Source organism: Vibrio sp. 1167 (assembly GCF_033340375.1).
Lineage (GTDB): Bacteria > Pseudomonadota > Gammaproteobacteria > Enterobacterales > Vibrionaceae > Vibrio > Vibrio alginolyticus.
In genome coordinates this window covers 614778-636955 of the sequence record NZ_JAWOWK010000002.1, presented here as the reverse complement: position 1 = coordinate 636955, position 22178 = coordinate 614778, and the positions used below count along the sequence as shown (strand labels likewise).

General features: G+C 44.0%; 21 protein-coding genes. 16 read left to right on the top strand and 5 right to left on the bottom strand.

Features of this window, described 5'->3' with window-relative positions:
* Positions 1-90: 90 nt before the first annotated feature.
* Positions 91-585 carry an NlpC/P60 family protein gene (locus R7Z78_RS06160; protein ID WP_005377619.1) on the top strand — a complete coding sequence of 165 codons (495 nt, stop codon included), beginning with the start codon at positions 91-93 and terminating at the stop codon, positions 583-585.
* 44 nt (positions 586-629) lie between these two features.
* Here the strand turns inward: R7Z78_RS06160 and R7Z78_RS06155 are convergent, their stop codons facing one another.
* The 3 genes from R7Z78_RS06155 to R7Z78_RS06145 form a co-directional block, all read right to left on the bottom strand.
* Positions 630-974, bottom strand: a complete 345-nt coding sequence (locus tag R7Z78_RS06155; protein WP_005377620.1) for a DUF3802 family protein — start codon at positions 972-974, stop codon at positions 630-632.
* Between the two features lie 190 nt (positions 975-1164).
* Positions 1165-2127 carry a GGDEF domain-containing protein gene (locus R7Z78_RS06150; protein ID WP_005377621.1) on the bottom strand — a complete coding sequence of 321 codons (963 nt, stop codon included), beginning with the start codon at positions 2125-2127 and terminating at the stop codon, positions 1165-1167.
* Positions 2127-3101: a response regulator gene (locus tag R7Z78_RS06145; RefSeq protein ID WP_042523017.1), complete on the bottom strand. Its 975-nt coding sequence runs from the start codon at positions 3099-3101 to the stop codon at positions 2127-2129. Before R7Z78_RS06145 ends, R7Z78_RS06150 begins: the two co-directional genes overlap by 1 nt.
* A 224-nt stretch (positions 3102-3325) precedes the next feature.
* Between R7Z78_RS06145 and R7Z78_RS06140 the strand changes: the two genes are divergently transcribed.
* Positions 3326-4192, top strand: coding sequence for a fructosamine kinase family protein (locus R7Z78_RS06140; RefSeq protein ID WP_042522943.1), 867 nt, complete (start codon positions 3326-3328; stop codon positions 4190-4192).
* Positions 4193-4445: 253 nt separating this feature from the next.
* A complete protein-coding gene (locus tag R7Z78_RS06135; RefSeq protein ID WP_017634925.1) occupies positions 4446-4640 on the top strand; it encodes a CPXCG motif-containing cysteine-rich protein in 195 nt (64 codons plus the stop codon).
* 75 nt (positions 4641-4715) lie between these two features.
* Here R7Z78_RS06135 and R7Z78_RS06130 read toward each other — a convergent pair whose 3' ends face one another.
* On the bottom strand, positions 4716-5327 hold the full coding sequence (locus tag R7Z78_RS06130) for a riboflavin synthase (RefSeq protein ID WP_053303079.1): 612 nt from the start codon (positions 5325-5327) through the stop codon (positions 4716-4718).
* A gap of 392 nt (positions 5328-5719) precedes the next feature.
* Here R7Z78_RS06130 and R7Z78_RS06125 point away from each other — a divergent pair, with 392 nt between their 5' ends.
* Together R7Z78_RS06125 and R7Z78_RS06120 are read left to right on the top strand one after the other, a co-directional pair.
* Positions 5720-7090 (top strand): MATE family efflux transporter, encoded by a 1371-nt coding sequence (locus R7Z78_RS06125; protein WP_053303080.1) that lies wholly within the window; start codon positions 5720-5722, stop codon positions 7088-7090.
* A gap of 133 nt (positions 7091-7223) precedes the next feature.
* Positions 7224-8222: a DUF3080 domain-containing protein gene (locus R7Z78_RS06120; RefSeq protein WP_053303081.1), complete on the top strand. Its 999-nt coding sequence runs from the start codon at positions 7224-7226 to the stop codon at positions 8220-8222.
* A 15-nt stretch (positions 8223-8237) separates the two neighbouring features.
* Here the strand turns inward: R7Z78_RS06120 and R7Z78_RS06115 are convergent, their stop codons facing one another.
* On the bottom strand, positions 8238-9083 hold the full coding sequence (locus R7Z78_RS06115) for a DNA ligase (protein WP_086046755.1): 846 nt from the start codon (positions 9081-9083) through the stop codon (positions 8238-8240).
* 422 nt (positions 9084-9505) lie between these two features.
* On the opposite strand from R7Z78_RS06115, the gene R7Z78_RS06110 reads away from it, so the two are divergent.
* The 11 genes from R7Z78_RS06110 (at position 9506) to R7Z78_RS06060 (ending at position 22073) form a co-directional block, all read left to right on the top strand.
* Positions 9506-9826 (top strand): STAS domain-containing protein, encoded by a 321-nt coding sequence (locus R7Z78_RS06110; protein ID WP_017634929.1) that lies wholly within the window; start codon positions 9506-9508, stop codon positions 9824-9826.
* A 26-nt stretch (positions 9827-9852) separates the two neighbouring features.
* Positions 9853-10719 carry an OmpA family protein gene (locus R7Z78_RS06105; protein WP_005377631.1) on the top strand — a complete coding sequence of 289 codons (867 nt, stop codon included), beginning with the start codon at positions 9853-9855 and terminating at the stop codon, positions 10717-10719.
* Entirely contained in the window at positions 10716-12818 is a 2103-nt protein-coding gene (locus R7Z78_RS06100) for an SLBB domain-containing protein (protein WP_104975307.1), read from the top strand. The genes R7Z78_RS06105 and R7Z78_RS06100 overlap by 4 nt, the downstream gene beginning before the upstream one ends.
* Positions 12818-13504: an AAA family ATPase gene (locus R7Z78_RS06095; protein ID WP_005377635.1), complete on the top strand. Its 687-nt coding sequence runs from the start codon at positions 12818-12820 to the stop codon at positions 13502-13504. Before R7Z78_RS06100 ends, R7Z78_RS06095 begins: the two co-directional genes overlap by 1 nt.
* 11 nt (positions 13505-13515) lie before the next feature.
* Positions 13516-13896 (top strand): Hpt domain-containing protein, encoded by a 381-nt coding sequence (locus R7Z78_RS06090; protein ID WP_005377636.1) that lies wholly within the window; start codon positions 13516-13518, stop codon positions 13894-13896.
* Between the two features lie 308 nt (positions 13897-14204).
* Positions 14205-15731 (top strand): sigma-54-dependent transcriptional regulator, encoded by a 1527-nt coding sequence (locus R7Z78_RS06085; protein WP_104975306.1) that lies wholly within the window; start codon positions 14205-14207, stop codon positions 15729-15731.
* On the top strand, positions 15706-16776 hold the full coding sequence (locus R7Z78_RS06080) for a glycosyltransferase family 4 protein (RefSeq protein ID WP_104975305.1): 1071 nt from the start codon (positions 15706-15708) through the stop codon (positions 16774-16776). The genes R7Z78_RS06085 and R7Z78_RS06080 overlap by 26 nt, the downstream gene beginning before the upstream one ends.
* A gap of 144 nt (positions 16777-16920) precedes the next feature.
* Positions 16921-18105, top strand: coding sequence for a glycosyltransferase (locus R7Z78_RS06075; protein WP_104975304.1), 1185 nt, complete (start codon positions 16921-16923; stop codon positions 18103-18105).
* 11 nt (positions 18106-18116) lie between these two features.
* Positions 18117-19289, top strand: a complete 1173-nt coding sequence (locus tag R7Z78_RS06070; protein ID WP_104975303.1) for a glycosyltransferase — start codon at positions 18117-18119, stop codon at positions 19287-19289.
* Complete coding sequence (locus R7Z78_RS06065) at positions 19282-20712, top strand: lipopolysaccharide biosynthesis protein (RefSeq protein WP_169644504.1); 1431 nt, start codon at positions 19282-19284, stop codon at positions 20710-20712. Before R7Z78_RS06070 ends, R7Z78_RS06065 begins: the two co-directional genes overlap by 8 nt.
* Positions 20709-22073: an O-antigen ligase family protein gene (locus R7Z78_RS06060; protein ID WP_169644502.1), complete on the top strand. Its 1365-nt coding sequence runs from the start codon at positions 20709-20711 to the stop codon at positions 22071-22073. Before R7Z78_RS06065 ends, R7Z78_RS06060 begins: the two co-directional genes overlap by 4 nt.
* The last annotated feature ends 105 nt before the right edge of the window (positions 22074-22178 follow it).

Genomic DNA, 22178 nt, shown 5'->3' with positions numbered 1-22178 from the left:
ATTCCGTCACATTTGTGAGACAAAACCGTGATTTGCAGCCCATACTATGGATTGGTTATGACACTAATATTTCAGTTGTGAGTCATAGAGATGACAGGTGGTGATTTGCGTCGAGTATATTTTCCTTTGATAATCAGTGTGCTACTAAGCGCCTGCTCTTCTGGGCCTGAGCCTAGTGAGCAAGCTCAAGTGACAGCACCTACAAATCAGCTATTGTCGGACAACCCCGACTTGTTCGAGTTTTACACAGAGTGGCACGGCACGCCTTATCGCTTAGGCGGGACACAGAAATCTGGAATTGATTGCTCAGCATTTGTACAAAAAGCGTTTATTGAGGCTTATCAGCTCTCGTTACCAAGGACAACGAGGCAGCAATCAACGCAAGGTGTGGAGTTAAGTTGGACGGATGCCAAGCAAGGGGATCTAGTGTTTTTTAAAACAAGACGTACAACTTATCATGTCGGAATTTACTTGGGTAACAAGCAGTTCATGCATGCATCGACGTCTAGAGGTGTGATTATTTCAAGAATCGACAACCCATACTGGGCATCTAAGTTTTGGCAAATAAGAAGAGTTACAATGTAACTCTTCTTACTCTTAACCGGACATTGCTGTAAGTTAAAACAATATCAGTCGTAAGTCGCAACAGCATTATCGAACAGATTTTTGACCAGAGCGATGTATTCATCAAGGAACGTGATCTGTTCATTGGTCGCTTTTTTATGCCATACCCCAGCCAATATCTCACCAAGATCTTCAACAACTGCATCAGCCTCTTTCAACAATTTGAAACGTACGCTCGAGTGAAGTTCTGGATTTTGCTCAAAAATCGCCATGATGTTTGAAGCCACCATATCGGTGACAACATCTTCGATGCTTTCGGATCCAGTGTCGCCAATTTCGGTCGTAAAAATATCTAGATTTAGAGACAAGTGCTCGATAAGAGCGAGATATCCATCGGTTTCTAAAACCACTGTTTTTCTCCGTTTATTGCAAGCCTTCGAAGCTGAAAGCAGAATAGTTTCAATAGTAAGACATGCCGAGAAAATTTCATTAACTTATTTCATATTAACAAACATTCACGAACCAACTGGATGATTTTCAAACAATTGAGCTTTGCTTCACTGAATTCGGATACAGGGTTTCTTCAAACCTTTTTATATTTCAGCCATTTTCATGCAAACAGGTTTGGTTACGACCATTTTCTTTTGCACGATACAGCGCAGCATCGGCACTCTTTAACCATTGAGTGTGAGTTTCAAAATAAGGCTTATACTCGCAAACACCAATACTTATCGTGTAATTAATCAAAAAATCTTCCACTTTCACGATCTCTTGCTCAATTCTTTTGCGCAAACGCTCTGCGAAATAGCAAGCTTGCTCCTGGTTTGTGTGAGGAAGTAGTACCGTAAACTCTTCACCACCAAAACGACCGCAGATGTCACTGCTTCTTGCTGTTTTTCTCAACAAGGCAGAGGTTCGACGAATGACTTCGTCCCCTGTCGGGTGACCATAAGTATCATTCACCTTCTTAAAGTGGTCGATATCGAATATTACTAATGAGCATGGTCCGTCGATAACTTTTAAGTGAGCAAACTCATCTTTCAATGATTGCTCCCAATAAGCGCGATTAAATAAACCTGTTAAACCATCTTTGCGACTGATTTCCGACAAATGTTGATTTGTTTCTTTCAAATGAATGCGATTTCTCGCAGTTTCAGAAACATCATTGACTTGAATCGCTATGTGGCTGACCTCTCCTGAGAGCCCAATTAACGGCGTGATCACGATATCTTGATACATAAAATCACTGCTGTTTGAAACCGGAGAAAAATTGTTGAACTTAAAAAGATACGGTCGGTTTTCCCAGCTAGAAAAAGAACGAGTTTCCAGATCGGCGGCAGCTTTTATCTTGGTTTCTAGCCAAGTTCTTGGCAGCTCTTCAAAATGCTCAAATAAACATTCACCAAGAATTTCTTGTGATAGAATGCCACTGTATGACTGCATAAAACTGTTCCACACACACACTTTATACTCTTGATCCAAAACAATAAGCCCTGAATCCATCGTATCGAGAATTTGTGTGACCCAATGAAAGTCTGCTATGTCCAGCGTGATATCGGACATTAGATTAGCTCCATGATTTCATAGATTATTTCTACGGATGGCTTATCAATTAAAAACAGTACCTCGCACTCGAAATCGAGCGCTTCTGCCATGTAGGTGTATTCGATAGTAAAGAGCTCACCCAACTCGCCTTGCTCTTCACAATAAGGTGTTAAGGTATCCACAATGCCTGGCTGACGAAGTGAGAACTGCTTGTCGAGTTGATCGCCCAATGATGTGAGAAATGACGAAACCAGTAGGTTAGAGATATTCAAGATGATTTCATTATGAGGCGTAAACTCAAGGAGGTAACCTAATTTTTCCCCAATCTGATTGATATCCCTACCACGTAAGCACACCAGTGCCTCTCCGTGAATACCACCACCGACAAACCTCTGCGCTACCGCAACGGAACTGTCACGCCCAACCACATCAACCAGTGTCATATGAAGCTCGCCGTAGGACAACGGTCCAACATGAGGAACAGGAAGTTGTATGAACTCATGTAAATGGTCGGCCATAATCGCAGCCCCTTTACCAAGGGCAATGTTCGCAATTTCACGGAATTTGGCTAGTAAGGAAAGCTCTTCGCAACCCTGGTTTTTAGAATCAACCGAATGACTAGGTTTGAACGCATAATGCAGTCCTAATTGTTCGTATAGTGGGAGCACCTGCTCTTCTGTCAGAGGCTTAGCGATAAAAGCTTGAGCACCAAGATCGAGACAGCGCTGTTTTGCCTCTTGTTGAACATCTCCAGAAATAATGACGATGTTGGTCGGGTACTGACTAACAGGTAATGATTCGAGGACCTCAAAACCATCCATTATGGGCATCGTTAAATCGAGAAACAAAATATCGATATTTTGCTCAGCAAGAATATTAAGCGCCTCATAACCATCTTGCGCTTCAATAAGATGCAATGATGTATCTTGTACGATAGAACGCGCAATAAGCTTTCTTGCAACAGCTGAGTCATCACATATCAGTATTTTCATGCCACCAATGGAACTAACGTCAAAAAAATCATAATACCTGTTGTAAACGTTCATCTCCATATGCTAAGCCAACAAATCAGAGGCTTATAAGCGATTTGATTCACATTTATACAAATTGACTACACTAAGAGGAAGGTTTCTTTACTAAGTATGCTCAACATAGCGCCAACTCCCTGCTATTTATCCTAAACTATTGGTGGTCAAATAGATTCGCGAGGTTTTGTATGTGGCAAGCAATATCGCAACAGCTTTCTGATACTTTATTGTTCGATTACCAGATCACGGAAAAAGTAAGGCTGTCTGGTGGGGATATCAGTGAAAGCTACATGATCAATGATGGCGAGCAACGTTATTTTGTGAAAATTAACGATCGCGAGTTTTTGTCTAAATTTGAGGTAGAAGCTGAAAGCCTGCATCTTTTGCGTGAAACATCAACCCTATTTGTACCTGAGGTGGTATTGGTTGGTAAAACCAAAAATGCCTCATTCCTAATTCTTAACTACCTTCCAACGAAACCATTAGAAGATGGTCCCAACAGCTTTAAATTTGGGCAGCAATTAGCTCACCTACACCAGTGGGGCGAGCAAAAAGAGTTTGGTTTTGATACCGACAACTATCTCGGTTCGACTCTACAGCCCAACAAATGGCACAAGAAATGGTGTGTATTCTTTGCTGAGCAACGCATAGGTTGGCAATTACAGCTCCTTAAAGAAAAAGGCGTCACCTTGGTTGATATCGATGACTTTATCGACGTCGTAAAACAGCGGCTAGCAAACCATGCTCCGAAACCTTCTTTGTTGCATGGCGATTTATGGAATGGAAATGCGGCACTCACTGCATTCGGTCCTATCTGTTACGATCCTGCGTGCTATTGGGGGGACAGGGAGTGTGATATTGCGATGACAGAGCTTTTTGGTGGATTTCAGCCAGAATTTTATCAAGGCTACGAATCGGTTATGCCACTTTCTTCAAGCTATGAGGAACGTAAAGATATCTATAACCTTTACCATGTTCTCAACCATTGTAATTTGTTTGGCGGCCATTACTTGGAACAGGCTCAACTGGTTATTAATAAAATCATTTCTTATTAATTTGGAAGCCACTGCATATTTCAAGATGTAAAATCTCGAGGCACATCACTACAGAAAATCACCCTAAGCTCAAGGTTGAGTTTGGGGTCAAGTTTTGTACTTATTTCGACTCAATTAGCAACAACTCTGCCTAATATCAAAGGAGACTTAACTTTGGATTGTGCCTATTTTCCTTGTAGGCAAAGTAAGTAAAGGGCTGTACTTCATTGATGAATAGTGTGTTTAAAAGCCCTGCGAGATTAGGAGTTGTTGTATGAAAAATTATACCGAAAGGTATGTAAAGTGCCCGCATTGCGGACACTCTATCGGCATTACATTAGATGCAAGTAATGGTGACCAAGAGTTTTATGATGATTGCCCAGCTTGTTGCCACGCTATCCACCTAAATATGCGAGTGGATGAGTTACAAGATAAGGTCGAACTATTTATCGATGACAATTACGAATAACAGCTCGAGCATGTGAACATCAGAAATATAAAAACGCTTAAATGAAAAAGGAGCACTAGGCTCCTTTTTCTCATTCTAAAGCTGTTTTGCTGCAAGAACGCGCTCAACAGTATCAACAATTGCTTGAGTCTGAGGATCAAACTCAATATTAACACGCTCCCCTACTTGTCTCACTCCGAAAAGCGTTCGCTGCAAGGTTTCTGGAATTAGGTGTACCGAAAAACGACACGCTTCAACTTCACCAATAGTTAGCGAGCAGCCATCTAAACCAATGTAACCTTTCGCTAATACATATTTCATTGATTCTTGCGGCAGTTGGAACCAAATCGTGCGGTTATTGGGCGTATCGATGATATCGACAATATCTGCCGTTAAACTAATATGACCAGACATACTATGCCCGCCTATTTCGTCACCAAACTTAGCCGCGCGCTCAATGTTTACGCTATCCCCTTCCACCAGCCGACCTAAATTAGTAAGAGCCAATGTCGCTTGCATTAAATCAAAACTGGTAAGGTTGCCTTCGATCTTAGTCACAGTTAGACAACATCCGTTGTGTGCAACGGATGCACCAATTTCTAACCCTTTACAAAGTTCATCGCTTAACTCGACAACGTGCGTTTGAAAGCGTTCTTTTTTATCAATTTTAACGACCTTCGCCGTACCCTGAACTATTCCTGTAAACATTTCTTTTTACCTATTGATTTAATACCAACTGTAGTCGAAGACTAAGCCCTAAACACTGCGCTACAGGTCGGAAATAAAGACCTCAGGCGATAAAGCCATGGCTTAATGAACACTGGTTTGTTCTCATGCATGCTTCAACATTACCATGATTCGCTGCTGTTCTCAGTAAAAGCGTATCCTTAGCGTGGAGAGCGTCCAGTCAGTGTTATCGACTATTCACTACCTAGCTATGGAATATAAACATACAATTGTTTATCATTTGCGCGGAGTTTCTCCGAGGCATTTTTTCACCTTATCGTGACTAAAATCAACCATCAGATCCGTTCACCACATCTTTTGCCCTCGAGTACTCTCATTCTTTCAACTTATTGTTCCGCTCTGGAGTATTTTTCGTGCATCGCTATAAAGAAGAAGCATCAAGTCTTATCAAATTGGCGACCCCGGTATTGATCGCATCTGTCGCTCAAACTGGTATGGGGTTTGTTGATACCGTAATGGCTGGCGGCGTTAGCGCCACCGACATGGCTGCGGTTTCTGTCGCTTCAAGTATTTGGCTACCATCCATTTTGTTTGGGGTGGGTTTATTAATGGCATTGGTCCCTGTTGTCGCACAGTTAAATGGCTCTGGTCGTCGAGTGAAAATCCCGTTTGAAATTCAGCAAGGCGTCGTTTTGGCATTGCTGATCAGTGTGCCGATAATTGCAGTCCTGCTTCAAACCCAGTTTATTCTCGGGCTGATGGATGTTGAAGCACTGATGGCTGAAAAAACGGTGGGATACATTCATGCCGTTATATTAGCAGTACCCGCTTTTTTACTTTTCCAAACGCTTAGAAGCTTTACGGATGGTATGTCATTGACGAAACCGGCAATGGTTATTGGCTTTATCGGTTTGCTGCTCAACATTCCTCTAAACTGGATTTTCGTGTACGGCAAGTTTGGTGCACCTGAATTAGGCGGTGTTGGCTGTGGTGTAGCAACCACGATTGTTTACTGGGTCATGTTTGCCATGCTATTGCTGTATGTGATGACATCAGAGCGATTGAAAAGCATCAACCTATTTGGAGAATGGCATCGCCCACAATGGAAAGCGCAAGTTCGTCTATTCAAGCTCGGCTTTCCTGTTGCAGCAGCGCTGTTTTTTGAAGTGACACTGTTTGCTGTTGTTGCACTGCTCGTTTCACCACTGGGTCCTATCATTGTGGCAGCGCATCAAGTCGCGATTAACTTCTCCTCGTTGGTATTTATGCTACCAATGAGTATTGGTGCAGCAGTAAGCATTCGTGTCGGCCATCGACTTGGTGAAGAAAACGTCGATGGCGCGCGCGTAGCGTCACGAGTCGGCATTATGGTTGGTCTAGCATTGTCCGTTCTCACAGCGATTTTAACCGTCTTGTCTCGTGAGTGGATCGCCGAGCTTTATACTAGCAACCCAGAGGTAATCACTCTAGCGATGCACCTGCTCGTGTTTGCCGCTGTTTATCAATGTACGGATGCGGTTCAAGTGATCGCAGCTGGTGCATTACGCGGCTATAAAGACATGCGAGCTATCTTCAACCGTACTTTTATTGCTTATTGGATTCTTGGGCTGCCAATTGGTTACGTCCTTGGCCGTACAGACTGGATTGTCGAGCCAATGGGAGCACAAGGCTTCTGGCTTGGTTTTATCATCGGCCTATCTTCTGCGGCCTTTCTGTTAGGCGTCAGAATGCGTTGGATGCATCGCCAAGAGCCAGAAGTGCAATTGAACTTTTCAGTTCAATAAAAAGTAAAAAAGCCAGCATCCGCTGGCTTTTTTGATCGAATAATCACACGGTTGAGTATACTTATAACAAGATTACGAAGCGGTTGATTTTGCTCTCTAGACAACGGATACGAAGTTATAAAAAAGGATATTTGTGCGGTCTATTTTATTGTTCTTAATCTTGATTCTTAATGGTTGTGATAACTGGTTTAATCCAGAGAACGCCATGTTTGATAAGTATCATCAACGTGTAGCCAATGTATTGGAAGCTCCTGCTATTCCAATAACATTACAGTCTACGGTAACGATTCCTGCGAAACGCGTTTTGTTCGAGCCATTGCCAAGGCTATCTATTGGCCTGCTAGAGAGCTATCAATTACGACAGTGCGGACTCTTTAATTTACTTGCCGAGAAAAACTCACAACTTGGAAAGGTGCAGGATGCCTTTCATGATTTTGATTATCAAACTGCCCTTTTAAGAGTCATGAATCGATGTTTATCCGAATTTCCACTTAGCGATGAAGAACGCGCGACATTGACAGAGCTTTACGCAACCAAGTGGCAACATTTAGACATTCATCTCGACAACTTACTACTCGTAAGTGATGCCATGCAAAAGCAACTAACTGCCTCTGATTGGCTATCTCAAGACACGACGAATGATATTGCACGCATTAACGATGTCTATCGTATTTTCAGCGAAATGTATGATTTACCCCACCGCGCGGTCTCACGTCTACCCGATGTGGAAGTTACGCAATATCAAGAAGAGTTAGAGAAATCTCGTTTACTCGGACGACTTTACTATTCAATGGTAAATACATCCCTTTGGTTAAAAGCGACAACTCAGCTACTTGAGCAGAACCAGAGCAATGTATTGTGCGGGCCGAACAGAGACACCACTCAGTTCCGCTACTTAAGAAATGTCTTTCAATCCATTTACGTTGAAGAAGTGCAACCTTATTTGGCTTATTTAGACAGTACCTATCAACAACTTAATGATGGTGCCACTTTGGTGGAGAACCGTATGCAACTCCATGGTCACCAGTATGGCATCATTGAGGCACATAGGACATTTAGGCAAGAAACCCTAAACCACGTTCAGTTTTGGCAGGGTCTCTTCAAACGATGTGGCGTAACCGTTGGCAACTAGTAAGTGCAGAGCGTTCTATTCCTTCAACCTTTCACGCAAGAATCGAGCAAAACGTGGTTTACCAGTATGTGTAAAACCGTTATATCTAAATGTAATGGTTGAACCAATTTTCGGAGGCTGGCGACGCACTTCATCGGTAAATCCGCTACCGATGTAAAACTCAATGCCATTTGGTAAGCGAACTAACATTGCTCCCATCATACCTAATAAGCGCCCTGTTCCTGGCTTATAACCCACAACTAACGCTTCATCATCTGCGTATCGTTTTAGTTTAAGCAAATCACTACCGCGTCCAGCCTGATAGCGGCTTGATACCTTCCGCAACATCACCCCTTCACCGTCGGATATTGAAATTTTATCCAACTGTGTAAACAGATGAGCTTCATTTTGAATCGCTCGGTGCTCGACATATTTGATATGAGGCTGGTCGACTTCAAGCACTAAATCTTTGATGTTGTAATAACGCTTCCGATAATCACCAGCGGAATATGGCATATCAAAGATCATAAAGTCGATGTGTCGCCAAGCAGACTCTACAGGAGTTTTATCTAACACCGTTTGCTGAACAAGATGGAAATTACCTCTCCCAGCCCAAAGCTCACCGTCCAACGGATAATCAGGCAAAGGTCCTGTAAACCAATCTGGGGCGTAGATTCGATTACCATTTCTCGTCACGAGATGTTGCCCAGTCCAATAAGCGCGAACACCATCAAGTTTTTCGCTATACCAATATTCAGACACATCAATGCCATCCTGATAGCTTTGTGCAAGAGAAACTGGTGGTGCGAGAGACGTATCCGCTTGAAGCTGTGAAGACGCTGCCATAACAGCCAGCGCAATTAATGTCATTTTTAATGGCATAAGAAGACCTTGTACAAAAAATCGTCTTTATTGAAACGTAAGTCCTCTCGATGACCTATTTATTACTAGTTATTCTTCGACTCATAACAATCAACATTAGTTATAATTTGCAAAGATAATCATAAACTTTAGACAGGTTTTGCATTTAGTCGTTACACGCTATTCACGTAAGGCGGATGGTTCGTCAATCGAGTTGGAATCTAATCATGACGAACCTCCCCGCTCTAACGACTTCTTTCGGCTCAACACCTCTTATAAGCAAACCATTTCTCTGTGCGTTTTTGATTCTCAATTTGAGAATCAGTCCTTTCTCAAATTGAACAATATCATTAACAATATTTAACTATTTGATTTTTAATTAATTTCAAATTGGCACGTTACCTGCTCTATATCCAATTAGAAAAACAAACGGAGACAGAGTCATGGAATTACGCAAACTAGAAATCAATCAAGACAAGTTAGCCATTGAGTTTTTTGGTGACTTAGACGCAAGTGGCTGTCGACAAGCACAACATCACATTGATGAGGTAATTCACAACAATCATCACAAAGAAGTCGAAATTAACTTACAGCACGTCCAATTTCTTGATTCTTCAGGGATTGGTGCCATTGTTTACTTATATAAGCGTCTAGTTGAACGTGAAAGAAGCATGAGTATTGAAAACGTATCAGGCCAACCTTTAGAAATCATGAGCTTGCTTCGTATCAACCATGCCATTCCCGTTAACTCAAAAGGACACTAAAAATACCGGTTTAAACGGAGGTTGGCATGGTAAATCTTATACGACGATATGCAGTAAGCGGTCTTGTTGTCGGCATGTTTGGTTGTTCGTCGTTTGACTACCCAGAACACGGGAAAGGTGGCTTGGCGGAAAGCTATCAAGATATCTCGATCGAGAATTATCAGTTTTCCCCAGTGATGCCTGACGAGCCTTTAGGTCCAGAACATGGGTTAAGGTTTGATTGGCAACTGACCAAGTTACATCTAGACGCACTAATCCAAGAGGGCGCGCGCTGGTGTTTTCCTGCGGCAGTTGTTCAGGCCCTTGAAAAACAAAATAGAATTGCGCGCGAGTTAGAAGGTGGGCTTTTACTCGACGCTGCCAACGACCTTGTGATTCAGCGTCGACGCTTAAACCAGCTCGAACAACAACTCGACTACGTACTGAGCCAAACCACTTGCACACCGCCCGATGATATTGAAGCACTACGTAGCGACCTAAACATAGTCTCGGATATCTATGCACTACTTAATATCGACAACCAGTTTGCTGTCGATTCAGCAGAAATCAACCCGAAGTACATGGGACATTTGGCAGAAGCAGCCTACATTTTACGTGACCACCCTAACCTATCTCTTGTAGTAACGGGGCATGCGGATGCAACTGGAACACCCGATTACAACCAGAAACTTGCTCAAGCGCGTGCGGAACAAGTAAAGCGTTACCTAACCGTATTTGGTATCACTTCAGAGAGAGTCACTACCAAATCTGTCGGGGATAACCTGCCACTCTATGAAGGTGAAACATCTGCCGTGCGTTTAACTAATCGTCGAGTAAGCATCGAGGTTATTAGCCCTAATTCAGATAGCGATACCTCAATAAACCGCAACCCAACGGCAGGAGGCGCGCTATGAACACGATGAAACCATTTATCCTCTTAATGTTGTTGTGTCTGGTCGCGTGGGTACCATCTTCCATAGCGGATGAGAGCAATACTGTTAAGGTCGGTGATTTAATACAGATTAACTTACCCGGAGAGGCGTCGTTAAACCAAGGGTTTCAGGTTGATCGTCGTGGACGAATTAATTTACCAGAAGTCGGCCCTGTATTAGTGGCCGGCTACAATGAACAACAACTCCAAGACGTGATTATCGACAGGCTAAAGACCGTGTATCGTGACGTTAACAACGCTCGAGTTTTTATTAAACAGCAACAGTTGTTAGTGTCCGTTCAAGGCTACGTGGTCAAACCCGGTGAATATACCTTACCTTCTGGGTCCAACATTCAAATGTTTGTGTACGAAGCTGGCGGCCTGCGCGCAGGGGCTCAGCTCGATAAAATGATCGTGAAACGTGGAAATAAAAACATTGAATTTGACTACAAACGCTTCCTTGATACGGGTGACAATAGCCAGCTGCCAAAACTAGAATCACTGGATGTCTTATTTGTCCCCGCTTCCCCACTCGTAGGGAATATTGAGCAAGAGTTTGATGCAGCAAAACTCGCGAATTCAGGTGACAGCGCAGATTCCGCTCGTGCAATCAAAGTCTTTGGTGAAGTCAACGCACCTGGCTCGTTCTCATACAAGCCAAACACCACGCTAGTTGATGTCGTAATGCGAGCTGGCGGCGTGACACGATATGCCAGTGTTGAGCAAATTCGCGTGATAACAAACAATAACCCAACCATGTTTAACCTGAAAAAGTACCTTGATACTGGAGACCAAAGCCTACTGCCGGAGATCCTGCCAGGTGCCACCATCTTTGTCCCAAAACAGGAAGAAGAAATCAAAGCAGGTGCAAATGTGGTTTACGTGATGGGTGAAGTCGCCCATCCTGGGGCATACGAAGGCAAGCAAGGCGCTAGCTTCATGGATATCCTCGCCAACGCTGGCGGGCCCACTCGATACGCGGAATCTCGCCAAATTCGCGTTATAAAAGCCGATGGCAAAGTCATCAAATTCGATCTTACCGCGCATACAGAAGGACTATCTTCAACCAGACCACCAAATGTTGGACCGGGAGACGCGATTTTCGTGCCGGAGAAAACCGATTTCAATGAGAAGTCTTGGTTAAAAGTAGCACCTAGTCGAGCGGTCGCAGTGATGGGAGAAGTTGTTCGCCCTGGACGTATCGAGTGGTCAGACGAAATGGATTTGATTGATCTGCTTGCACACGTTGGTGGCCCAACTCGACGAGCTGATACCACCAAAATTGAAGTCGCCAATAACGGTCAAATGACACAATTTGACTTAGACCAATACATTCTGGATGGCTCACCAACATCAAGCCTACCTCGAGTTTCCGCTGGTACAGTCGTAAGGGTACATGCATTGCCTGACGACCCATCCGATAATAAGTCGCAATGGGTAAGCCAAAGCTCTGACGCATCGATATACGTTTTCGGGCAAATCAATGCACCTGGGCGCTATCGTTTCACCGAAGATATGCATTTTCTGGATATTTTGTCTGCCGCCGATGGACCGACAATGGATGCAGATATTCACAACATTCGTGTCACACACCGAGGCCTAGGTTATGCCAAAGTGAGTAAATTGAATTTATCGATGTACTTTGAAACAGGCGATGAGTCAATTCTGCCCCACGTTCGTCCTGGTGATACCATTTACATTCCAGAAAAAAACAAAAACTGGTTAGATCGTTCAAAAGAATCCACGGTACGCGTATTAGGTGAAGTAAGAGACCCAGGGCGGTACGTATTCAATGACAACATGACTGTGCTTGATCTCTTAGCGGAAGCAGGAGGACCAACTGATAATGCCTACCTTGAAAAGATCAGTGTGGTCAATATGTCTTGCTGCCAGGGCCAAGCCCGAACATTTGATTTGGTGAACTTTAGTAAAACAGCCAACATTTATGAGCTGCCAGTCATTCGCGCAGGCGACACGATTTACATTCCCCATAAAGACGAAAGCTTTGTTGAAAAAGCTAGGGCCGGATTAAGAGATGTTTTACAAATCACCACAACCATCGTGTTAATAGGAGCGTTGTAATGACTATTCCTGCAACTCACGCTGAGATTGAACAAATTTATCTTCAGAGTGAACAGAAAGGCCACAAAACGATTTGTGTTGTGGGTTGTAAATCTGAAGATGGTGTCACTTCCGTGGCTTCATCTCTTGCAGAGCGCTTGGTTTTAGCAGGCCACAATACTTTGTATGTAGACCTCAACTTATTCAAACCCGCTTATCACACTGTTCACGAATTTGATGATGACGAGAAGGTTGGCCATTTGATCACACGAGAGAATACACATCAAACTTTAGTCGGCCTCCCAGCTCCATCTCTCGCCAGTACTCAGTTAGCGTACCGAGACCCAACAACGCTGAAACAAAACATTGCACAATGGTTAACGCAGTACGAGCGCGTCGTGATAGATACATCACCACTTCTTAGTGTCAACCGAAGCAATATTGCGCCTCAAGTGATTGCTGGCGTATGTGATGCTACTTTGTTAGTAGCGCATTATGGCTCTACGACTGCAACCCAGCTCGAGCAAGCCAAAAAGCTACTCGATGCTAGCGATGCGAACTTGATTGGTTCTGTACTGAACATGAAGCACACTCCAAGCCTGAAAGATGAGTTAATCCGCCAAGTTTCCAAGCTGCGTTTCTTACCAAAAAAGTGGAAAGAAAAACTGTCTCAGCAAATTAAAAAAAGCGAACTGTTTATGTTATAGGGAGCGCTATTATGACGATAAATAATACATTGACTATCGAGCAAGAATTAGTGGATGAGCATATTCTTCAGCAAATGATCAAAGATACGTGCGCCGAAATCATCCCTACCTTGATTGATCACTATGTCGAAGAGTCACGCGATCGCATGGAGAAAATAGAGCAAGCATTAAGCACAAAAGACCTTCAAACATTAGAGTTCGAGGTTCACACACTGGGCAGTTCTGCTCTCGCTTTAGGCAATCGAACGCTTTCAAGACAAGCAAGAATGATTGAGAAGTACTGTGTCGAAGGAAAAATACCAAAAGCATTGGAGCTTTGTGAAACACTTCCGCAACTCGCCAATGAATCGTTTGATGCGTTAGAAAAGCGAAAAGCTCAAGGGTTTGAGTAGTATCAGTGTCTTACTCCCTAGCGAAGCATCGCGTTTGATAAAGCGCGATGCCGACATCATCTCAGAAATTTAGGCTCCAAATTCAGTCACCCTCGCCAAGCCACACACCTTGAAATTATTTGGGTATAACTTAATCAATTAAAAAGTATGGATTTTTCGCAAATTTCCTACCTTGTGCTAATACTTAAATAACGCTTTTCTCAAATTGAGAATTTTCAGCACTAGAGAGCTATAAACCACTCATAATGCCAAATAGTAGTGCTGACAAAAATCATAAAAAATGAAACAAACTACGTTGGGATGGGACTATGAGACCAAGGGTGTTACTGGTAGAGGACTCTACTTCACTAGCCATACTTTATAAGCAGTATGTTAAAGACGAACCTTATGACATTTTTCATGTCGAGACAGGTCGCGAAGCGATTCAATTTATTGAAAGAAGCAAACCTCAGCTCATCATTCTCGATTTGAAACTGCCCGACATGTCTGGCGAAGACGTGCTGGATTGGATCAACCAGAATGACATTCCTACGTCCGTTATTATTGCTACGGCACACGGCAGCGTCGACTTAGCCGTTAATCTAATTCAAAAAGGTGCGGAAGATTTCTTAGAAAAGCCCATAAACGCTGATCGCCTAAAAACGTCAGTTGCATTGCACCTTAAACGCGCCAAATTGGAAGATTTGGTGGAAAATATTCAGTCCAAGTTTGATCGCCACAACTATCACGGATTCATCGGTTCAAGTCTCCCGATGCAGGCGGTATACAAGACCATTGATGCTGTTGCGCCAACTTCTGCCAGTGTGTTTATTGTGGGAGAAAGCGGCACAGGTAAAGAAGTTTGTGCTGAAGCCGTCCACCGCCAGAGCGACCGTAAAGACAAGCCTTTTATTGCAATTAACTGTGGGGCTATTCCACGAGATTTGATGGAAAGTGAGATTTTTGGTCACGTTAAAGGGGCCTTTACTGGAGCAACAACAGATCGAAAAGGTGCGGCGACGCTGGCACATGGTGGCACGCTTTTTCTTGATGAGCTGTGTGAAATGGAACTTGAGATGCAAAAGAAGTTGCTCCGCTTTCTACAAACGGGCACTTACACCCCTCTTGGTGGCACTCGAGAAATGAAAGTGGATGTGAGAATCATTTGTGCCACTAACCGAGATCCATTAACAGAAGTAGAAGAAGGTCGTTTTCGTGAAGACTTATACTACCGTGTGCACGTTATACCTATCGATATGCCCCCATTACGTGAACGAGGAAGTGACATCGTCACGCTTGCCAAGCACTTCTTGACCACTTACGCCAAACAGGACAAAAAGAAATTCTCAACAATCGACAGTGAAGCTCAACATACCATCAAGCATTACGAATGGCCGGGTAATGTAAGGCAACTACAAAACATCATACGTAACATTGTGGTGCTTAATAACGACGAAAAAGTCACGGTGAGCCACCTACCCGCTCAACTTACTAAAAAGTCTAAAGTGACGAAAACAACGACGCCTGCGCATGTTGCTCAAGAGTCAACAAACATTGCACCAATCACACCACCACCTGTTTATACTGAGGAACCTTCACCTTCTGCGGTCGAACCTTTGATTACCGCAGCGGAGCAGCCTGGTACACCGTCCTCTGCTGCTACCTCACCGTACTTTAACGCTGATGGAACCATTCGCCCTATGTGGCAAGTAGAGCGTGAAGCAATTCAAAACGCAATTGCGTACTGTGATGGCAACGTCCTCAACGCCGCTGTCATGCTGGAGTTAAGCCCATCTACGGTTTACCGAAAAAAACAAGCGTGGGAAGCGGATGAAATTAATCTCGAACAATCTTGATAAACCTGCCATTGGTGAAATTTGGATCTTGCTTGATAGCCGTCTATTCGGTGGCATTGAAAGTCACGTTATCGAGCTAGCTCGGGGATTAATCGCCTTTGGAAACAAAGCTCGAGTTGTGCTAACCACTGAGTATTCACCAGCTGCTCAGATTGTACAGAAGGCAAAAGAAGCCGCGATCCCTGTGAGTTACTTAAACTATTTGTCTGGCGAGCCCAATAAAGCTTTAAAAATTAAACACCTAACAAGCGCCGTCGCCAATCACCAACCCTCAGTGGTTCACTCCCATGGTTATAAAGCGTCGATTTTGTCGCGCTGCGCCAAACTGCTCACCCGTACGTTTCCTCGTTTGATTTCAACTTATCATGCTGGTGAATCGTCCTCAGGGAAGCTATGGCTATACGATTGGCTTGATAGAAGCTCAGGCTGCCTATCTGACCATTGCTTTGCTGTCAGTCCAAGTATTCAGCGCAAAGTTTTTTGTTCTTCAGAACTGCTGAATAACTTTGTTTCGATTCCCAACAGTCAACTCAACTATCAGGAGATCGCTTTTGTCGGCCGATTGAGTCAGGAAAAAGGCGCCGATCAATTTATTGAGGTAGCGAGGCTCTGTCCAACATTACAGTTTAGTGTGTACGGTGATGGCCCAGAAAAAGAGTCGCTTAATCAAACTGCCCCTTCAAACGTGACTTTCCTCGGCCATCAAACCGATATGGAAGGTGTTTGGGAAAATATCAGTGTACTTATCATTTCTTCTCGTTATGAGGGTCTTCCGATGGCGGCGCTTGAAGCCATGTCGAGAGGCATTGCCGTGATGAGCTTACGTGTAGGTCGTCTTCCAGATATTATCCAAACGGGTAAAAATGGTTTTATCGTCGAAGACATTCCCTCTCTTGCTAAATGTCTTCATGACTGGATATCGATTGGTGAAGCGCAACAATCACTCATTCGCCAGAATGCTCGACAAACCATCATTGATGATTTCTCAGCGCAAAGTGTGATTCCCGTATTGCTACAAAAATATCAAATTGAAACGGATCACTAATCCATATTGGTTCTCAATATGAGAATGATGGGTTCCAAACATAAATATCATATAAGATTCAATCACATAAACTAATGGCATATTTTGGCATCTCTATTGCAGCTCAGCAGTTAACGCAGATTAATGATGAGACAGAGGTGACTTATGACTACGCCAAAACGCATTCTATATGTTCATTATGGTGATAATTGGATTCGCGGCAGTGAAGTGGTGCTTCTGGATCTCATTTCAGGAATCGACCGCAATAAGTTTGAGCCATTCGTATGGTCAAACTGCCAACCATTAATCGATAAGTGCCAATCGCTCGGAATTGAAGCGGAACATTCAGCCTTCAATTTGGTGGGTGGTTGGAGCGCTCCACGCTGGGATATTAGCGGGTGGAATAGCCTTATCAAACAAGGATCAGATTTGATCGAAAAGCACAGCATCGACTTGGTACACGTCAATAGCGGCGGCCCTTGTCAATGGATGTGTTTGGCTGCTCGCATGAATCATATACCACTTGTCACGCAACTTCATTGCCATTATACATTGCGCGATCGCTTCTCTCTCGGACTTCACCTCTCTCCAAAATTGATTTGCGTTAGCAAAGATGTTGGACGCGAAATTCTTCAGGACGGCTACCCACAAAACCAACTTCATGTCGTACACAACGGCGTGTCACTTCAAGGCGTGGATACACCCATCGACATTAAAGATAGCCTCGGAATCCCATCACAGGCCTTTACCTTTCTGTCGGTGGGTTCGCTGATTAAGCGCAAAGGGTTCGACCGCCTTATTCGCGCAATGCGCATGCACAACTACCACCACCGCAACCCTCACCTTGTTATTGTTGGTGACGGCGAAGAAAGAGAAGCATTGCAACAGCTTGCCGCGGATCTTGGTATCCAAGAACGAGTGCACTTTGTCGGAGAGCAACACAATGCCGGAGCGTGGATGTGTGGTAATGCAGACGCTTTTATTAGCGGCGCCTATGAAGAGGCCTTTGGCCTCGTGCTCGGGGAAGCGGCTTTAGCTCAACTGCCTATCGTGGCTCCTAAAACGGGAGGCATTCCTGAGTTGTTCGAGCATAATCACTCTGCATTGCTGTACCAGAACAGTGGAATGGCGAGCCTGTTAAACGCGATTCAACAAGTCATGCAAGACGCGGCATTAAGAAACAAGCTGGCGGAAAACGCTTACCTACATGCTAGCCAGCACTTAACGACGACTGCATCTATCAACGCTATTGAACGTATTTACGAAGGTGAACTTAATAACAACGCCATTACACCAATGCCAATGACTCACTGCATGAAGCCTCTTTCACGCTGGTTGAGCATCAATTGAGGAGCCCGGTCATGAAACGTGTATTGATGTTCGACGCCATCCCAATGCAAGGTGGATCCAAAATCGCGAATGCAGAGCTCCTTAAGCAGTGCGATAAGCTGAACGTGATTGGTTATCTACTCACTACAAATCCAGAGCATTGGGCGTCACTGCTTAGTGATACACCGCGTGTGCAAGTTATAAAAATAAAACCATCACCATTTAACTCGACTCATGGACTGACCTACTGGTTGATGAACGCTTACTACTTTCTCCAACTTCTCTACGCGTGCATGAAGCTGCCAAAAATAGATAGCTTTTTGGGCCTATCTTGCCCAAGTAATGATATGCCTTTGTACTTACTACGATTAATTAGCAAAAAGCCTGTGGTACAGATGGTTCATGGCCCTATTGGACGATCGAGATCTGCTGGCTACTGCTTAGTAAAAGCATCGGCAATTTACTACTTGGCAAACACCCGCGAATCAATGGTAGAAGCATTACAGGCCTACCTCAAAACAGAGAAGCCAGCCACCGAACGCTATTGGTGTGGTTTGAATACATCTACATTTGTTAATGGATTATCGAAAGATCGCTGGCCAAAACAAGCGAATCCGATTTCAAGCCGCGTTTTCTGGGCAGCTAGCTTACTAAAATGGAAGAACATCGATCTTTTGCTTGATGCTTTAACACTTGATGAGTCGAAAAAGATCAAATCCACCGTGTGTTACATCAATCCTAACGTGGCAGGTGTGGAATATTCAACACCGGACTTCAACACACAAGGTGTTGAATGGCATGAGTGCCCAAACAACTTAGATGAATTGCGTTCACAGTGTGGTGTGTTTGTTTCCACCAGTCTCAACGAACCTTTTGGGTTATCTATTTTGGAAGCGCTCGCTGCAGGTATGTGTGTCGTCATTCCACACGATGATAGTTATTGGGACCGCGTGTTAACTCACGGCCGAAATTGTATTAAATACACGCCTAACAATGTGGCTTCGTTGCACAACGCAATTCGCCTTTTGAATGAATCGCCGTGGATGAAAGTAACGATGGGTATCGAAGCACTCAATGTTTCTCAACTATACACAGCCGAACGTTGTTATTTGCCAATCGCCCAGCACCTTGCTGCCGAAATTGCTACCAACAATGATTGCACACTCAAGACACCGCGAGACATCAAAGGATATGACCATGTCTAAAGCAATGACCAACATGACGCTATTTGCTATCGCCTTAGTGATCAATAAAAGCATCAGCCTAATCATGCTGCCTGTATTGCCCCACTTTCTCTCACCAGAACAAATGGGCAAGCTTGAGCTTCTAACAACCTTTGGTGTTGTTACGACCTTGTTTGTCAGTTTCGCTTTGCATGAAGCGCTTTATCGATTCGTCGGCGTTGAAAAGGATAAAAATACGCGCACAAGCCTACTAAACCAGCTGTACTCACTTGCTTTACTCATCGCTGGCGTCGTCGCTCTTAGCTTGCTCACTATCATTTTAATCGCCCCCATTCCCGCGCCTTTTACGCGAGTCGAATTTGCTATTGTTATGTTTGCCATCGTTCTAGAAGGCAGTATTGCAATCGGCACTGCCTGGTTAAGAACACAAGACGACAAAGCAAGAACACTGCTTAACGTCATGGTCACTACCACCATTTTTCAGGTCATTTTTATCGTCGCGGCGCTGTCTGTTCATCCCCATGTTATTTCTGTTTTGTGGGGGGGCTTGTTGGCTGCTATTACTCAATTTGTTTGGCTGCACATCGCTAACCATTACAACGTCACTCTTCCTAAGCTGACATTGGCAAAACAATACCTAAACTACTGCCTACCAATGATGATGGCCGGTTTAGTAGCATTTTGTCTCAATGGCGCTGAGCGCTGGTTCATTGGTGCCAACACTTCTCTTGCGACGTTAGGGATTTACGCGATAGCGGTAAAATTTGCAGTGGGCATGTGTATTTTAGTGCAGCCGTTTGGCATGTGGTGGATGCCACGTCGATTTAACTACTTAGAAGGGCGCAAGAACACTGAAGCAGTGCGCATCACACACTTAGGTATGATTTACATTACAGGTTTGAGTGTAGTGGTCGGCACATTAGCAATGGTGATGATCACCCACTTACTGCCAGAAACCTATCATGAGGCGGTACTATTCAGCTTATTCTTGCTACCTATCGCCATGTTAAAAGAATGGAGCGAACTCATTAATATTTCCATTTTGTACAAGCGTCGTACTCGCTGGCTACTGGGTATAAATGTCGTCTCTGCGTGCGTTGCGATTGCTTTGCTGTTTGGCTTATCTTCTCTGGGTATTTATGGGGTGTTCATTGCGCTTTATTACGCACAACTGTGTAAGCTGGGCCTGACTTATGTAGTAGGCCAACAATGTATGGCGTTGCCTTTCCACCTAAGTCTGATGGTTTTATTACAGATTATATCCGGTGTGGCACTGTTCCTGCTTCACTCTTCACAATCAATAGGCATCGCCATCGCAATTTGCATTTTGACATGCAGTTTGCTGGCAGGGATAGCCACTCGCTACATGAGTAAAGAGACGCTAAATGCTCTCACTCGATACATAGTGAAAAGGCGTGGACAGGTGAAGAGATACTCGTTATGAATGAAACCAAGGTGAGAACAAAACAGTCCATCGCAGCACTGACGATCACTGTCGGTATCGGCCTGCTTTGGGTTGTTATGCCTCATCCCATTTTGATTGTTGCGTTGTGTTTCGCACCACTCGCGTTACTGTTTGTTCTCAATCAAACGTTTTGGCTTGTCACACTGTTCGTTATTTTTTCATTCTTTCGTATTCACGAAGCCTTTCCTGTTATCTATAACTTCAAGATCCCATTACTGTTATCACTGGGGGCACTCGCCGCACTCGCTTTTCACCTTCTTATAAGCCGCCAGATTACAGCTTTTTGGCACCCTTCATTAAAGTGGCTGTGTATATTTTGGGGTCTGGTGATCATCGGAATAATATTCGCTTCCAGTCGTGATATCGCAATAACGGTGTTCAAAAATACCTATTGGAAAATCATCATTATGACGTTGGCCATCACCTGGCTTATTACTAAACCTTCACAGCTCGCTCAGATGTCAAAAGCAATTATTTTCGCCGGATTATTGATTGGCTTAGTGGCATTACAAAACGCTGCGAATGGCATTGATTTAGTCGAAGGAACGCGCGTGTCAATAGGACGATCCATAGGTTCAGTACTTGGCGATCCTAACGATTTGGCACTAGTGCTGATGTTTCCCCTTGCCTTTACCGTTAGTCAATTGATGGAGAAGCATTCCCCCAAGCATCTCAGGCTCTTTGCCCTTATCACCTGTTTGGTTTTGTTCTTTGCGATCATTGAGACTCAGAGCCGCGGTGGGTTACTCGGTTCACTGTCTGTATTTGCCTACTTTGCTTTTAAACACATCAAAAGCAAAACATTAGTCTTGGTACTAGGCGCCGTAGCAGCCATCGTACTCTACGCATTCGCTGGTATTTCAGGACGAGAATCGGGGGGAGCCGCTGAGGATGGTATAGATGCCTCTGCGATGGGGCGACTTTATGCGTGGGAAGCGGCATTTAAAATGGCGCTGCATCACCCGTTGACTGGCGTAGGTCTAGATAACTTTTACTTTAATTACTATTTCTACAGCCCACACTGGGATGGTATCAACCACGCGGTCCATAGTACTTGGTTTGGCGTGTTGGCAGAAACGGGTTTTGTCGGACTCGCGGTGTTCATTACTTTAATTGTGTCATTGATCCGCACCTCTTTGCATTCCATCTCATTGTTGACACCAAAATCAGATTACACCCTCTCTGTAGGAGCAAACGCCGTGTTAAGTGGGCTTATCGGTACCATCGTATCAGGTACGTTTCTGACTCAAGGTTTCACTTGGCCAATTTACATTCTAGCGGCATTAACAGTTGTCGTTAGCCGTATTGTTCAAAGTGACTGTCAAAATGAGAAATCCTAGTTTCAAACATAAACAAAACCCATAACTCACTGTTTTAAAATGGCTAATTCCTTGGCACGCATTGTGATTACTCACTTAATTAGTAATCAAATAACCAAGACTCAA

Excerpts from the sequence above, each read along its gene's own strand:
- R7Z78_RS06135 (WP_017634925.1), top strand. The coding sequence starts at position 4,446 with ATGAAAAATTATACCGAAAGGTATGTAAAGTGCCCGCATTGCGGACAC.
- R7Z78_RS06080 (WP_104975305.1), top strand. The coding sequence starts at position 15,706 with ATGAAATTAATCTCGAACAATCTTGATAAACCTGCCATTGGTGAAATT.
- R7Z78_RS06085 (WP_104975306.1), top strand. The coding sequence starts at position 14,205 with ATGAGACCAAGGGTGTTACTGGTAGAGGACTCTACTTCACTAGCCATA.
- R7Z78_RS06105 (WP_005377631.1), top strand. The coding sequence starts at position 9,853 with ATGGTAAATCTTATACGACGATATGCAGTAAGCGGTCTTGTTGTCGGC.
- R7Z78_RS06115 (WP_086046755.1), bottom strand. The coding sequence starts at position 9,083 with ATGCCATTAAAAATGACATTAATTGCGCTGGCTGTTATGGCAGCGTCT.
- R7Z78_RS06150 (WP_005377621.1), bottom strand. The coding sequence starts at position 2,127 with ATGTCCGATATCACGCTGGACATAGCAGACTTTCATTGGGTCACACAA.
- R7Z78_RS06100 (WP_104975307.1), top strand. The coding sequence starts at position 10,716 with ATGAACACGATGAAACCATTTATCCTCTTAATGTTGTTGTGTCTGGTC.
- R7Z78_RS06090 (WP_005377636.1), top strand. The coding sequence starts at position 13,516 with ATGACGATAAATAATACATTGACTATCGAGCAAGAATTAGTGGATGAG.
- R7Z78_RS06095 (WP_005377635.1), top strand. The coding sequence starts at position 12,818 with ATGACTATTCCTGCAACTCACGCTGAGATTGAACAAATTTATCTTCAG.
- R7Z78_RS06130 (WP_053303079.1), bottom strand. The coding sequence starts at position 5,327 with ATGTTTACAGGAATAGTTCAGGGTACGGCGAAGGTCGTTAAAATTGAT.
- R7Z78_RS06110 (WP_017634929.1), top strand. The coding sequence starts at position 9,506 with ATGGAATTACGCAAACTAGAAATCAATCAAGACAAGTTAGCCATTGAG.
- R7Z78_RS06160 (WP_005377619.1), top strand. The coding sequence starts at position 91 with ATGACAGGTGGTGATTTGCGTCGAGTATATTTTCCTTTGATAATCAGT.
- R7Z78_RS06065 (WP_169644504.1), top strand. The coding sequence starts at position 19,282 with ATGTCTAAAGCAATGACCAACATGACGCTATTTGCTATCGCCTTAGTG.
- R7Z78_RS06070 (WP_104975303.1), top strand. The coding sequence starts at position 18,117 with ATGAAACGTGTATTGATGTTCGACGCCATCCCAATGCAAGGTGGATCC.
- R7Z78_RS06075 (WP_104975304.1), top strand. The coding sequence starts at position 16,921 with ATGACTACGCCAAAACGCATTCTATATGTTCATTATGGTGATAATTGG.
- R7Z78_RS06140 (WP_042522943.1), top strand. The coding sequence starts at position 3,326 with ATGTGGCAAGCAATATCGCAACAGCTTTCTGATACTTTATTGTTCGAT.
- R7Z78_RS06060 (WP_169644502.1), top strand. The coding sequence starts at position 20,709 with ATGAATGAAACCAAGGTGAGAACAAAACAGTCCATCGCAGCACTGACG.
- R7Z78_RS06145 (WP_042523017.1), bottom strand. The coding sequence starts at position 3,101 with ATGAAAATACTGATATGTGATGACTCAGCTGTTGCAAGAAAGCTTATT.